We start from the raw sequence: 14,809 nt of genomic DNA, 5'->3' as shown, positions 1-14,809 counted from the left end.
TTTCTCTCTAGTTTTGGTGTGGTACTGAAACTAGAGTCCGCATCAAGGTTATGAGTACATGAAACCAATATTTGGTCGGGGTCCGTCCTTACAACTTCGGTTATTTCTTGCTGTAACTCTATCAGCCGGCTTAATGCTGGCTGATAGTCGTTTAGACACATTCTCCAATTTCCGCTATCTGCTGAACAGTGCTGTTGCGCCTATTCAATATGCTGCCAACTTACCGCGTAGTATGTTTGATGGAGTCTATGAGCGTCTTAATACGCGTCAAGGCTTAGCTGAGCAGAATATCAACCTTAAACGTGAAGTACTGCGTTTGAAAAGCGACCTTATCTTGCTCGATCAATATCGTGAAGAGAATCAGCGCTTTCGTGAACTGCTTGGCTCGTCTTTTGTGAGGGGTGAGAAGAAAGTGGTCACCGAGGTAATGGCAGTGGACACGTCACCCTATCGTCACCAGGTGGTGATTGATAAAGGCCGTATTGATGGCGTTTACGAAGGTCAGCCAGTTATCAATGAAAATGGTATTGTTGGCCAGGTGACATTCGTTGGTGCGCACAATAGTCGAATTATGCTATTGACGGATACCAACAGCGCGATCCCAGTACAGGTGATCCGCAATGACATCCGTGTTATTGGTTCTGGCAACGGTTCAATTGATGAGATCCAACTGGAGCACATTCCTACCAGTACCGATATTCAGCCTGACGATCTTCTTGTGACGTCGGGTCTTGGTGGCATTTATCCTGAAGGTTATCCAGTGGCACACGTTAAATCGGTGCAACGTGATAATCGTCGTGAGTTCGCTAATATCATCGCTGAACCCGTGGTTGATTTTGACCGTTTACGCTACCTACTTTTGATCTGGCCGAATAATGATAGGCAGCAGCAGGAAGTGGAAGATATCCTCAATGCAGAATAAAGGATTAACACACAATTATGGCTAACAGCTCTTTTCGCAGTCATATGGTGATTGGCACGTCGCTGCTGGTGGCATTGGTGCTGCAGACCATCCCATGGCCGGGTGTTTTGGATTTTGTCCGCCCTTCATGGCTATTTTTGGTACTCGGTTACTGGGTGCTGGCACTGCCGCACCGCGTTAATGTGGGTACTGCCTTGTTTGTTGGCTTGGTGTGGGATCTGCTGGTCGGCTCGACGCTTGGCATACGCGGCATGATGATGTCGATTGTGGTTTACGTCATCGCGCTTAACTTTTTGGTGTTGAGAAACATGGCATTGTGGCAACAAGCAACCATTATGGCGCTGTTGTCTATGGTGCTCGAAGTATGCATCTTTTTCGGCGAGTATTTGATCCAAGACGTGACTTTTAATCCAATGTCGCTGTGGAGTGGTTTGATTAACTGTATACTCTGGCCATGGATGTTTTTATTGCTTCGTCGAGTAAGAAGGCATTGGCATGTCAGGTAATCAGTCTGTATCACGCGTTGTATTGGCTTCCACATCACCACGCCGCAGAGAACTATTGACTCAACTGGGCTACGAATTTTCCATCGTTAGTCCCGATATTGAAGAGCAGCAGCAAGACAATGAAGCGCCGCAAGAGTACGTGGCGCGTTTGTCGTTAGAGAAAGCCTTAGCAGGTCTTGCTTTGAGTCATCAAGAGAGCGTAGTTTTGGGTTCCGATACCGTGGTCGTGCTCGATGGTCATGTGTTGGAAAAACCGCACGACTTTGACCATGCCAACCGCATGTTGAGTAGCATGTCAGGTCAAAAACACCAGGTGCTGACAGCAGTTAGCGTGGTAAGCAAATTAAAGCAAGCATCGGTGGTGGTGACCACGGATGTGTGGTTCAAAACACTTAGCCAACAAGAAATAGAACGATATTGGCACAGTGGTGAACCGAGAGATAAAGCTGGCAGTTATGGTATCCAAGGATTAGGTGGGCGTTTTGTTACTCGGATCGAGGGCAGCTATTACGCCGTAGTGGGACTGCCGCTGTATGAAACTGACCAGCTCTTGCAAGAATTTATAAATAATTAAAATATTGAGGTGCGCTCATGAGTGCAGAGCTGTTGATAAACGTAACTCCCAGTGAAACAAGAGTTGCGATGATAGAGAGTGGAATTCTTCAAGAAGTCCACATTGAACGCGAAGCCAAACGAGGCATCGTGGGTAACATCTACAAAGGTAAAGTCAGTCGCGTGCTTCCGGGGATGCAAGCGGCGTTCGTCGACATCGGTCTGGAAAAGGCCGCGTTTCTTCATGCCTCCGATATTGTCCCTCACACCGAATGTGTTGCCGAGAACGAGAAAAAACAATTTCAAGTACGCGACATCTCTGAGCTAGTGCGCCAAGGGCAAGACATTGTGGTGCAAGTGGTCAAAGACCCACTGGGCACCAAAGGCGCTCGCCTAACCACAGATATCACCCTACCTTCACGATACTTGGTATTCATGCCTGGAGCGAGCCACGTGGGGGTTTCTCAGCGTATTGAAAGTGAAGATGAACGCCTACGCCTTAAGCGAGTTGTCGCTGATTACTGCGATGAGAATGGCGGGTTCATTATTCGTACCGCGGCTGAGGGGGCGAATGAGAAAGAGTTGGCGCAAGATGCCGCGTTTCTTAAGCGCCTGTGGACTAAAATCAACGAGCGCCGTACTAAATACAAGACACGTTCTACCTTGTATGGTGAGCTGGGTTTAGCGCATCGTATCTTGCGTGATTTCGTTGGTACCGAAATCACCCGCATTCAGGTCGATTCTCGTTTGATATTTGAGAGCCTAAAAGAGTTTACCAGCGAATTTGTTCCAGAATTAGAGTCACTGTTAGAGCTCTATGAAGGCGATAAGCCGATCTTCGACATGTTTGATACGGAGAACGAAATTCAGCGCTCATTGGAGCGCAAGGTCGATCTTAAATCGGGCGGCTATCTGATCATTGATCAAACCGAAGCCATGACCACGGTAGACATCAACACGGGTGCCTTCGTCGGTCGCCGTAACCTAGAAGAGACCATCTTTAATACCAATGTTGAAGCGACTCAGGCGATTGCTCGCCAACTGAGACTGCGTAATCTAGGTGGTATCATCATTATCGATTTCATTGACATGGGGCTGGATGAACACCGTCAGCGTGTTTTGGCTTCTCTTGAAGCAGCACTGTCAAAAGATCGCGTAAAAACCAATATCAATGGCTTTACTCAGCTTGGTTTGGTGGAAATGACCCGCAAGCGTACCCGTGAAAGTATTGAACACGTGCTGTGTAGCGGTTGTCCAACTTGTGAAGGTCGTGGTTCGGTGAAAACGGTGGAAACCGTCTGTTATGAGATCCTACGAGAGATCACCCGAGTCAACCGAGCTTACGATGCTGATAATTTTGTGGTTTATGCGGCACCTGCTGTTGCGGAAGCGCTAGAAGGTGAAGAATCACATGCACTCGCGGAACTTGAAGTCTTTATTGGCAAGCAAGTGCGTATTCAAGCAGAACCACTGTATATTCAAGAACAATTTGATGTTGTTATGATGTGATGAGAAGTTTGTGAGTCCTCGCGTTAATCAAATCATACGCCTATTTCTCTGGCTGTTACTGACCGTGCTGGTGCTACTTGCCTCCACGGTCACAGTGCTGCGTGTCGGCCTGCCTCAACTGAACAAAGTCCAACCTGAAATCGTTACTTGGATAAACCAAGGTACAGGACTGAATGTCTCGCTCAAAGACGTACGTGGTTTCTGGCGTAATACTCACCCGTCAATCTCACTGCAAGGGGTATCCGTCGGTCTTCCAGACAGTCCTGAAACCCAGTTTGAAGTGACCAACCTTGAGCTCGAATTCGACCTGGTACAAACCGTGTTGCAGCGTCAGCCTGTATTGGCGGATATGGTGATCAACGGCATGACACTAGACGTTCGTTCGGTGGATCTGCTCAAGGCGACGGAGAGTACACCGGAGGAGCCGGTTACCAATGCGCCTGCAAAAAGCGGTGAGCAGTTGATCCAACGTTTGGATAACTTACTGTTGAGGCAGCTTGATCGATTCACGGTAGCGGACTCGACCATTCACTACACCGCTATCTCTGATGAAGCTCGTCAGTTAGATATTGAGAATTTGCAGTGGCGAAACGAAAAACGTCGCCACTTAGCGCAAGGCGTGGTGTCCATCGCCGATGCTAATCTCAATGCGCTTGAAGTGCGAGCGGACTTTGTTGATAACGGCTCTTTGACCAGTGTGACGGGAGATTTTTACGTCACAGTGGATGAAATGTCGTTGTCTCCGTGGCTATCGGATGAGCAGAAGCAGCAAACTGGCATTGAATCTGGGGCGGTCAGCCTAAGAGCTTGGCTTGAGTTAGATAATAGCAAAGCAAAAGAAGTCTATTTGGATGTGCTTCCTTCTGAGCTCAGTTGGGAAAGTGGCAATCAGCAACATGATCTGATAGTTGAGTCTGCGGTATTGCATTTACTGCCATCCACATCGGGTTGGCAGTTGAATGTGCACCAAGTCCAGGCTCGTACTGATGAAGTGACTTGGCCTGAGTTGGATATTGCCGTTGATTGGAATCGTGATAATCAATGGCAAGTCAATGTCTCTGAGCTCGATGTTGATAGCTTAAAACCATTGGCGACACTGGCTAACAACGAGACTATTAACCAATGGCTGTCGAGACTTAACCCGGGCGGCCGCATCGAAGACATTCGTATTTCTCAACTTGCAGGTGCTGATTCGATTAAGTATTCGGCGTCATTAAAGCAAATGTCGTTATCGCAATGGGGACTGTTACCTGGATTTTCTCATGTCTCAGGCCATCTGCGCGGGAACACTGAGCGGGCTTATGCGCGAGTGTCGGTTATTGATGATAAGTTCCCGTACGGCGATGTATTCCAAGCGCCTTTAAATATCAAGCAAGGCTTGGTTGACATTCATTGGGAGAATCATGGTGAGCAAGGCTGGTCACTGTGGTCGGATAAAGTCACGGCTGCCACACCAGATTTGCAAGTGCTTGGTGCCTTCCGGCTCGATTTCCCTAAGAACGATAGTCCATTCTTGTCCTTCTATGCTGAGGCTGACCTATACAACGCAGGGGAGGTGTGGCGTTACCTGCCAACTCTAGCAATGGGGCAAAGCTTAACGGATTACCTATCTGCGGCGATTCAAGCGGGTCGCGTGAACACCTCTAAGCTTTTGTGGTACGGCAAGCTCTCTGATTTCCCGTATCGCGACAACAACGGTATGTTCCAGGCGTTTGTTGGCCTGCGTGATGCCAAATTCAGCTTTGACACCAATTGGCCGCCGCTTACGGATCTGCAGCTCGATTTGTTGTTCCAAAACGAGAGCATGTATCTCGATTCGCGCTCTGCGACTTTAATGGATGTGAAAGGGCAGCGTATTACCGGTCGAATTCCCGAGCTTCGTGGTGATGGTCATCTTGAAATTGGAGCGAAAGCGGCTGGCAAAGGCAGTGCGGTACGTGACTACATGACCGCTTCACCATTGGTTGACTCGGTTGGTGCTGCGCTAACAGCGGTTCAAGTCAGTGGCGACGTTACCGCTGATTTTCAGCTCTACATTCCATTTGGGGGGGATGACACGCCATCTAGAGCTTGGGGTCATGCTGACCTAAGTGACAATCATGTTGAGATTGATGCTCCACCGATGACGCTTGAGCAAGTCTCAGGTCGTATCGAGTTCGATAATGACGTGGTTAAAGCAACGGGATTATCAGCGAACTTGCTTGATCAGCCAATCAATTTGGACTTCCAAGGACAAAATGCAAGCAAAGGCTATGCGGTGAAGATCAACTCCGTTGGCGATTGGAGTACAGCACCACTTGAACCTTACATTGGTGATAAGGTCGTAAGCCGCTTATCAGGGCATGCACCTTGGCACCTGGATGTCGACATCCAGCTCAATGATGTGGGTTTTACTTATCAGCTTGATTTGGATGCAAACCTAGTCACGATTGCCAGCGATTACCCTTATCCACTGAGCAAGTCGTTTGGTGATGCAGGGAAAGCAAGGCTTCAGGCTTCAGGTAATCAGGAAAATATTACCGCTCGCTTGCAATTGCCGTCGGTGAAATATCAAACTGAAATTGATATCACTCAGCCGGTCCCTGTGCTTAAAGCGACTAACTTAGTGCTTGGTGAGGGTGGATTTAAAATTAGCCCAATTGTCGGCCATCACTTCCAAGTGCGCTCAGACACTATCGATTTCGATAAGTGGAGTGAGGTATTTAAAGAGCCACCGAGTGACAAAAAAGCGGTGCTGGATGACTTGCCGAAGCCCGAACTACCACTGCCAAAGCGTGCCAGTGTAGAAGCTAAAGAACTGATATTAGGCGGAATTGAATGGCACGATGTTAATTTCGATGCTAGATATAAAAAGGGTGGTTGGCAGTTTGCACTGGATAGCCAAGAGGCGAAAGGTGAAGCCAGCTACAGTGATAACAATGAACTCCATGTCGCGTTGAACCGTCTTCATATTTATGTGCCGGAACTCGATGAGATTGCTGACCAAGATGAGTCAATTATCACCCAGGAAAACCCAGAAGCACCAATTGTGACGGATTTTGAGCGTTCGCTATTTAACGCATTGCCCGATACCTTGCTGACCATCGATAACTTTTGGTTCCAAGGTTACAAAGTGGGTAAGGTCGATATGGATGTCTCTAGGCAGGGCAATAAGCTGGTTTGGAACAAGCTGCAGCTTTCTAGTGGCGCCAACCAAGTGGATATCGATGGCAGTTGGATGGTGTCTGATGACCAGAATAAGACTCAAGTGAACTTCGCGGTAAAAGGTGAAAACAACAGCGATCTTATGGAACGTTTTGGTATCACAACGGGTATTCAACGCGCGCCGTTTGAAATGAAAGCCAAACTTGATTGGGATGGGGCGCCTTGGTCAATGCGCCTTGATACCGTCAATGGTGACATGAATACTAAGCTTGGCAAAGGGGTGATCTCCGACGTTAGCGGTGCGGCGCGACTACTTGGTCTGTTCAGTCTTGATTCTATTATTCGCAAGATGCAGCTCGATTTCTCGGATGTGTTTGATAAAGGCATGGCCTTTAACTCAATAACAGGCAGCGGCCGAGTGCGTGATGGCGTGTTTGTCACTAACGACATTAAGATGGACGCGGTAGCCGGTGATATGAGAATCAAAGGGTTGGCTGATCTTTCTAAACAAACTGTAGATGCAGAGGTGAGCTTTACCCCAGACATGACCTCTGGCATTCCTATTATCACCGCGTTTGCGGTAACGCCACAAACGGCGCTAGTCGTGTTGGCTGTGACGACAGTGATCTCACCTGTCGTTGAGGTAGTCACGCAAGTCAACTACTCGGTTAAAGGGCCGCTTGACTCACCGACCGTGAGTGAAATATCCCGCAGTAGCGGTGAATACACGCTGCCAGAGGATCTTAAAAAGGAGAAATAAGTCGTCTATGAGCATGGAACGCTTTGGAATCATACAAATGACCTCTGGGCCTGACCCGCAACGTAACTTTGAGCACATTGAGCAAAAAGTGGCGTTTTTGGCAGACAAAGGCATGCGCTGGATATTAACGCCTGAAAATGCGTTGGTATTCGGCCAGCGCCGAGACTACCATCAGCACGCAGAGTACTTGGGGCAGGGTGAGTTTCAAACCAAGCTTGCCAACCTTGCTAAACAATATAGCGTGAATCTGATCATTGGCAGCTTCCCTATTCGCATTTCCGAAAGCGAAGTGTCGACCACCACATTGGTCTTTGACATTAATGGTCAGCGTATGAATCATTACGACAAGCTGCACATGTTTGATGTCGATGTGAATGACGCCCACAAGACGTATCGAGAGTCCGAAACCTTTAAGGCCGGGGGCAACATTGCTATGGTGCCGACAGATTTTGGCGCGATTGGGCTATCTATCTGTTATGATTTGCGCTTTCCGCACTTGTACTGCGCACTTAGGTCGCAAGGCGCTAACGTGATTGTTGTGCCAGCTGCGTTTACCGCGGTGACTGGCAAGGCACATTGGGAAGTGCTGCTGCGAGCAAGAGCTATCGAAAACCAATGTTGGATCGTTGCCGCCAATCAATGTGGTACTCACCCATGCGGTCGAGAGACTTGGGGGCGCTCTATGGTGGTGTCTCCTTGGGGCGAGATCCAAGGTCAACTTGAGCAGCAAGCGGGCACCATTACTGCCGAATTGAATTTTGATGTGGTCGAAGAGGTAAGGCAGAGTATGCCTGTCGCTAAGCATATCCGCTTCGAGCAACATCTCCACTAATTATACTTACTAAGAGCAATCAAATATGGAACGCATAGAAGACGCGCTACTAGGCCCAACTGGTCTCTCTGAGCAAGATATTGAAGCTACGCTGGCGAGCATTGCGACTCGCCAAATTGACTATGCAGATATTTATTTTCAATCCAGCTGGCACGAATCTTTAGTCCTTGAAGACAGCATCATCAAAGATGGCTCTTTTAACATCGACCGCGGTGTTGGTGTGCGCGCTGTAACCGGTGAGAAAACCGGTTTTGCATACTCCGACCAAATCACTCTTGAAGGGCTGAAGCAGAGCGCAGTCGCAGCTCGCGGTATTGCCCAGCAAGGTCAAAGCGCTCAAGTTAAAGCGCTGACCCGCAGCGACAACCAAGCCTATTATGCGGCAGTGAACCCGCTGGAAAGCTGGGAAAAGCAGCAAAAAACCGAGCTGCTGAAACAGCTCGATGCCTACATCCGCACCAAAGAGCCATTGGTCAAAGAAGTGTCAGTGAGCCTAAGCGGTGTGTATGAGCAGATGCTGGTCGCGGCAACCGATGGCACGTTGGCGGGTGATGTTCGTCCATTGGTTCGACTATCTATTAGCGTGCTCGCGCAAAAAGGCGATCGTCGCGAACGCGGCAGTGCGGGCGGTGGTGGCCGATATGGTTATGATTTCTTTCTATCAACGGAAGAAGGTCAGCAGGTTGCTTACAACTACGCAGACGAAGCAATTCGCCAAGCACTGGTTAACCTTGAAGCGATTGACGCTCCAGCTGGCATGATGCCTGTGGTACTCGGTGCCGGTTGGCCTGGCGTACTACTCCATGAGGCGGTAGGTCACGGTCTAGAAGGTGACTTCAACCGTAAAGAGTCATCAGTCTTCTCAGGCAAGGTTGGCGAGCAAGTCACTTCAAACCTTTGTACCATTGTTGATGACGGCACGCTGCAAGATTTGCGCGGCTCACTTAACGTTGATGATGAAGGTGTACATGGTCAGTACAATACCCTGATCGAAAACGGTGTATTGAAAGGCTACCTACAAGACAAGCTCAATGCGCGTCTTATGGGCGTGAACCCAACGGGTAACGCGCGTCGTGAGTCTTATGCGCACTTACCAATGCCGCGTATGACCAACACTTACATGCTGCCGGGTGAGCACTCTCCTGAAGAGATCATCTCAACGGTGAAGAAAGGCCTATATGCGCCAAACTTTGGCGGCGGTCAGGTGGACATCACCTCGGGTAAGTTTGTGTTCTCAGCCTCAGAAGCGTACTTGATTGAAGACGGCAAGATTACCGCCCCTGTGAAAGGCGCAACACTAATTGGTTCCGGCATTGAAGCGATGCAGCAAGTGTCCATGGTCGGTAACGACTTAGCGATTGACCGCGGTGTGGGCGTGTGTGGTAAAGCGGGACAAAGCGTGCCAGTCGGCGTGGGTCAGCCTAGCTTGAAGCTGGATTCCCTAACTGTTGGTGGCACGGACTAACTTTACACGAACGACTATAATTACTGTCATTCGGTATCCCGTCATTTGATATAACGTCATCCCCTTTTTCAAGGGGATGACGCCTTCTCTTATGACGCACTAGTTTTATGACCCAGTATTGTCATTCCGTAGTATTGCTATCCCGCGAAAGACTCACAAATTCTCCTCAGCAAACTCCGCCAATCGGCTTCTCACCACACCATTGAGGTGAATATTGGCACTGCCACCAAAGTTCTTAAATCGCTCTACCATGTAAGTGAGCCCTGATGTCACCGGCGTTAAGTAAGGCGAGTCAATCTGCGCTAAGTTGCCAGAGCAAACAATTTTGGTGCCTTCACCACAGCGTGTGATGATGGTTTTAATTTGCGATGCGGTTAGGTTTTGGCACTCATCAAGCAGCACAAACGCATTTTGAATCGAGCGACCGCGCATAAAGTTAATCGACTTAAATTGAATGTTAGCCTTATCGCAAATGTATTTGAGTGACCCTTCAGTACAGTGATCGTTCTTGTGCAGCGCTTCAAGGGTGTCGGTAATCGCCGCCAACCACGGCATCATCTTCTCTTCTTCAGTACCCGGTAGGAAACCAATCGACTCACCAATGTCCGGCGTGTTTCGGGTTACGATGATCTTATCGAACATGCCACGCTCTATGGTCATCTCCAGTGCAGCAGCCATGGCAAGTAAGGTTTTACCACTACCTGCCGCACCCGTGAGAATGACTAAGTCAATGTCCGGGTCGAGTAGGGCATCCATCGCCATGCCTTGGTAGATATTTTTCGGTCTGATATCCCACGCTTGACGGCACAGCATGCGCTCTTGGCTCAAGTCGCGAATCGTCACCTTATCATCGTCGATGTCGGCAACTCGCCCTGCAAAGTCGCTCGACTCGTCGATGAGGTATTGGTTGATGAAGGTTGGGTCAATCGCCTCTCGGTCGAAGGTGTGATAGGTCTTGCTGGCCAAGGTTTTGGTTTCAACCTCATCAATGTGCTCCCAAAACGCGCCTTGCGATTTTTGGAAGCCTTTTGTCAGATACTGCACATCATCAATCAGTTGGTCGGTTCGATAATCTTCAACAAAACGTACGCCAGCCCCTTTAGCGCGTAGTCGCATATTGATGTCTTTCGTCACCAGCACCACCTCGCGTGGTGAACGTTTGTTCTGCAGATAGAGCACTGCGTTCAGTATCCGGTTGTCTCCCTCTTTGTCGGCAAAGGCTTTGACGGTTTCTTGCAGTACGTAATCGGCGAGGATGGAAATGGTGCCCGTTGCCTCGATGTTGCTGGAAAACGGAATGCCTTCTGAAATCTCGTCTGGTGTGGCGTCTTTGAAAATATCTTCGAGGGCTCGAATGGCGACACGAGCATCACGCGCGACATCGCGTTTGCTGTCTTTAATTCGGTCGAGCTCTTCGAGAACCGTCATCGGAATGACGACATCGTGTTCCTTGAAGGAAAAAATGGCGTGAGGTTCGTGGAGAAGGATATTGGTGTCGAGAACGAAAATTTTACGGTCGGTATCGCCCATAGAGTCTCCTTGCCGCAACTGGCGCTTGTCCTTTGCGGTTAACTCAGATGGCGATCGAGTCAGACTGTCTGTCCACATTCGCTGGTTCTAGCCGTTTCACTAGTTCTAGCAATGCTGGGGATCTACGCTGGCTCTGATGTCCTATCTTAGTGAGTCAACCGTGTTACGTTCAATTGGAATGATATCGAATTGAACCTGATTCCCTGTAAGGCTAACGAGAGAGGTGACTATCAGGGCTTGGCGAGTAGTCATATGTCGTTAACGTTTACATTCTGAGTATAAGTGAAAAATGTTACTTTCGTTCTCAGAAATGACACTGTTTTTTTGCAGTTTGATGTCAACCACGACAATTCAAAAAAAACTCAGCTTTTCCTTGTAATTGGCGTGACCTGTATCACGCCTTCAAGTAAGATTAGCGACCTTTCATCTAGGGGATGGGGTGAGCAAAATTTGCTCTATCACCTACTATTATTTGGGCGGAGTATTGAGCTCAGTGCGCCACGATTTGGCAGGCTGTGTTACCGCTGAAATGACAAAAATCGACACGAATTGAGGTAGTCTCTCTATGACATTTGCTTTAGGGCAGCGCTGGATTAGCGATACGGAAAGTGATTTAGGTTTGGGTACGGTCGTCGCACTGGATGCGAGAACAGTATCACTTATGTTTGCAGCATCAGAAGAGAATCGCGTATACGCTCGTAGTGATGCGCCTGTCACCCGAGTTACGTTTAATGTCGGTGATGTCATTGAGTGCCAAGAAGGCTGGTCGCTAGAAGTTGAAGAAGTGATCGAAGACCAAGGTATCTTCACTTACGTGGGTACCCGTCAAGATACTGAAGAAGCGAATGTCGCTTTGCGCGAGATCTTTCTAAGCCACCAAATTCGCTTTAACAAGCCACAGGACAAATTGTTCGCGGGTCAAATCGATCGCATGGACAACTTTGTGCTGCGTTACCGCGCGCTGAGCAACCAGTATGAACAACACAAGAGTCCAATGCGTGGTCTGTGTGGTATGCGTGCAGGCCTAATTCCTCATCAGCTGTTTATTGCCCATGAAGTGGGTCGCCGCTACGCGCCTCGCGTACTGCTTGCCGATGAAGTAGGCCTAGGTAAGACCATTGAAGCGGGCATGATCATTCATCAGCAGGTACTATCTGGTCGAGCGCAGCGTGTGTTGATCGTGGTACCTGAAACCCTGCAGCACCAGTGGCTTGTCGAAATGATGCGTCGCTTTAACCTGCATTTCTCTATCTTTGATGAAGAACGTTGTATTGAAGCGTACGCGGAAGCTGAAAACCCGTTCGATACTCAGCAGTTTGTGTTGTGTTCACTGGATTTCCTTCGCAAGAGCCGCAAGCGTTTTGAACAAGCGCTGGAAGGCGAGTGGGACTTGTTGGTGGTCGATGAAGCACACCACCTAGAGTGGAGCCAAGAGCAGCCAAGCCGTCAATACCAAGTGGTTGAAGCGCTAGCAGAAAAAACGCCGGGCGTGCTGCTACTGACTGCTACTCCTGAGCAGCTTGGCCGCGAAAGCCACTTTGCCCGTTTGCGTCTTCTCGATGCAGATCGTTTCTTTGACTACGACGCATTTGTTAAAGAAGAAGAGCAATATGCTCCGGTTGCCGATGCGGTAACAGCGCTGTTTTCAGGTCAATCTCTGGCGAATGATGCTAAAAACCAAATTACCGAACTGCTGTCCGAGCAAGATGTAGAGCCACTGCTTAATGTGCTAGAAAGTAAGGCCAGTGATGAAGAGAAAGCGATAGCGCGCCAAGAGCTTATCGATAATCTGATGGATCGTCACGGCACAGGTCGCGTATTGTTTAGAAACACTCGCGCCGCCATCAAAGGTTTCCCTACACGTAATGTTAACTTGGTGCCGATGCCAATCCCGCAGCAGTACACCACTTCAATGCGTGTTTCTGGCATGATTGGCGGTAAGATGACGCCTGAAGCGCGCGCCATGAAGATGCTTTACCCAGAAGAGATCTTCCAAGAGTTTGAAGGTGAAGATTCAAGTTGGTGGCAGTTTGACTCGCGAGTTAACTGGCTGATTGAGAAGATCACCGCGAAACGCAGTGAGAAAATCTTGGTCATTGCGTCTCGTGCGAGTACTGCGCTGCAACTTGAGCAAGCATTGCGTGAGCGTGAAGGTATTCGCGCGACTGTCTTCCACGAAGGCATGTCGATTCTAGAGCGTGATAAAGCGGCGGCTTATTTTGCGCAGGAAGAGGGCGGTGCTCAGGTTCTGATCTGTAGTGAGATTGGCTCTGAAGGTCGTAACTTCCAGTTTGCTAACCAGCTTGTGATGTTCGACTTGCCATTCAACCCAGATCTTCTAGAGCAGCGTATTGGTCGCTTAGATCGTATTGGTCAAAAACGTGATATCGATGTACACGTCCCTTACCTAGAAGGCACGTCGCAAGGCATTCTAGCGCGTTGGTTTAACGAAGGTCTGAATGCGTTTGCTGAAACTTGTCCAACGGGGCGCATGGTATATGACCGCTACCAGGAAAGCATCATTAACATGCTAGCCAGCGGTGATATCAGTGAGCTTGATGATGTGATTGAAGGTTCTCGTCAATACAACCAAGAGCTGAAACACGAGCTGGAGCAAGGCCGTGATCGCCTGCTAGAAATGCACTCCAATGGCGGCGAAGCGGCGCAGCAGATTGTAGAGAAGATCTCAGCAACGGACGGCGATACTAACCTAGTGACATTTGCGCTGAGCCTCTTTGACACCATAGGTCTAAACCAAGACGACAAAGGTGAGAATGCTCTTGTGGTGACTCCATCTGAGCACATGATGGTGCCAAGCTACCCAGGTCTTCCATACGATGGTGCGACCATTACGTTTGATCGTGATACCGCGCTGTCTCGTGAAGATATGAACTTTATCAGTTGGGAGCACCCAATGATCCAAGGCGGTATCGACTTGGTGATGAGTGAAGGTGTAGGCACGAGTGCAGTATCGCTACTGAAGAACAAAGCGCTGCCAGTGGGTACGATTTTGCTTGAGTTGGTTTACGTTGTGGATGCGCAAGCACCGAAGCAAAGTGGCATTAGCCGTTTCCTACCGCCAACACCAATTCGCATGATGATGGATGGCCGTGGCAACGATCTCTCTTCACAAGTTGAGTTTGAAGGCTTCAACCGCCAACTTAGCCCAGTAAACCGTCATCTAGCGAGCAAGCTAGTAGGCTCAGTTCAAGCGGACGTTCATCGTCTAATTGAAGCGGGTAACGGCGCGGTTGAAGAGAAGGTGACTGCAGTTCGTGAAGATGCGCACAAAGCGATGTACGCGAGTCTTAACGGCGAGCTTGAGCGTCTGCAAGCCTTGAAAGCGGTTAACCCAAATATCCGTGATGAAGAGATTGAAGCGATTGAGTCTCAAATTGCTGAGCTAGATGGCTACATCAATAAGGCACAAGGTCAGCTTGATTCGCTGCGCTTGATTGTCGTCAGCCATAACTAAGCTTATATATTCGGCTTTTTAATTAAGCATTTCGCCAACCCGAGATGCGATTGATACAATGGCGCAGCGTAAGTTGCGCCTTTTGTTTTTCCTGTCAGCTATTCTGATTTCCAT

The 14,809-nt window shown here is 48.9% G+C and carries 9 protein-coding genes; 8 read left to right on the top strand and 1 reads right to left on the bottom strand.

Features of this window, described 5'->3' with window-relative positions; translation table 11 throughout:
* The first annotated feature begins 58 nt into the window (after positions 1 to 58).
* Genes mreC through tldD form a run of 7 tightly spaced genes read left to right on the top strand, consistent with a single transcriptional unit; the run spans position 59 to position 9,690 of the window.
* Positions 59 to 922: a rod shape-determining protein MreC gene (mreC, locus tag PG915_RS14065; RefSeq protein ID WP_353497085.1), complete on the top strand. Its 864-nt coding sequence runs from the start codon at positions 59 to 61 to the stop codon at positions 920 to 922.
* 17 nt (positions 923 to 939) lie between these two features.
* Positions 940 to 1,428 carry a rod shape-determining protein MreD gene (mreD, locus tag PG915_RS14060; RefSeq protein WP_353497084.1) on the top strand — a complete coding sequence of 163 codons (489 nt, stop codon included), beginning with the start codon at positions 940 to 942 and terminating at the stop codon, positions 1,426 to 1,428.
* On the top strand, positions 1,418 to 2,002 hold the full coding sequence (locus PG915_RS14055) for a Maf family protein (protein WP_353497083.1): 585 nt from the start codon (positions 1,418 to 1,420) through the stop codon (positions 2,000 to 2,002). The genes mreD and PG915_RS14055 overlap by 11 nt, the downstream gene beginning before the upstream one ends.
* 17 nt (positions 2,003 to 2,019) lie before the next feature.
* On the top strand, positions 2,020 to 3,489 hold the full coding sequence (gene rng / locus PG915_RS14050) for a ribonuclease G (protein WP_353497082.1): 1,470 nt from the start codon (positions 2,020 to 2,022) through the stop codon (positions 3,487 to 3,489).
* A 10-nt stretch (positions 3,490 to 3,499) separates the two neighbouring features.
* Complete coding sequence (locus PG915_RS14045; RefSeq protein ID WP_353497081.1) at positions 3,500 to 7,393, top strand: YhdP family protein; 3,894 nt, start codon at positions 3,500 to 3,502, stop codon at positions 7,391 to 7,393.
* A gap of 13 nt (positions 7,394 to 7,406) precedes the next feature.
* On the top strand, positions 7,407 to 8,225 hold the full coding sequence (locus PG915_RS14040; protein ID WP_353498731.1) for a carbon-nitrogen hydrolase family protein: 819 nt from the start codon (positions 7,407 to 7,409) through the stop codon (positions 8,223 to 8,225).
* Between the two features lie 25 nt (positions 8,226 to 8,250).
* Entirely contained in the window at positions 8,251 to 9,690 is a 1,440-nt protein-coding gene (gene tldD / locus PG915_RS14035) for a metalloprotease TldD (RefSeq protein WP_353497080.1), read from the top strand.
* 153 nt (positions 9,691 to 9,843) lie between these two features.
* On the opposite strand, the gene PG915_RS14030 is transcribed toward tldD, so the two are convergent.
* Positions 9,844 to 11,220 carry a PhoH family protein gene (locus PG915_RS14030; protein WP_353497079.1) on the bottom strand — a complete coding sequence of 459 codons (1,377 nt, stop codon included), beginning with the start codon at positions 11,218 to 11,220 and terminating at the stop codon, positions 9,844 to 9,846.
* Positions 11,221 to 11,785: 565 nt separating this feature from the next.
* Between PG915_RS14030 and rapA the strand changes: the two genes are divergently transcribed.
* Complete coding sequence (rapA, locus tag PG915_RS14025) at positions 11,786 to 14,695, top strand: RNA polymerase-associated protein RapA (protein ID WP_353497078.1); 2,910 nt, start codon at positions 11,786 to 11,788, stop codon at positions 14,693 to 14,695.
* The last annotated feature ends 114 nt before the right edge of the window (positions 14,696 to 14,809 follow it).

The sequence above is a fragment of the Vibrio sp. CB1-14 genome, assembly GCF_040412085.2.
In the GTDB taxonomy this organism is placed as follows: Bacteria; Pseudomonadota; Gammaproteobacteria; order Enterobacterales; family Vibrionaceae; genus Vibrio; species Vibrio chaetopteri.
This window is presented reverse-complemented; position numbering and strand designations above follow the sequence as displayed.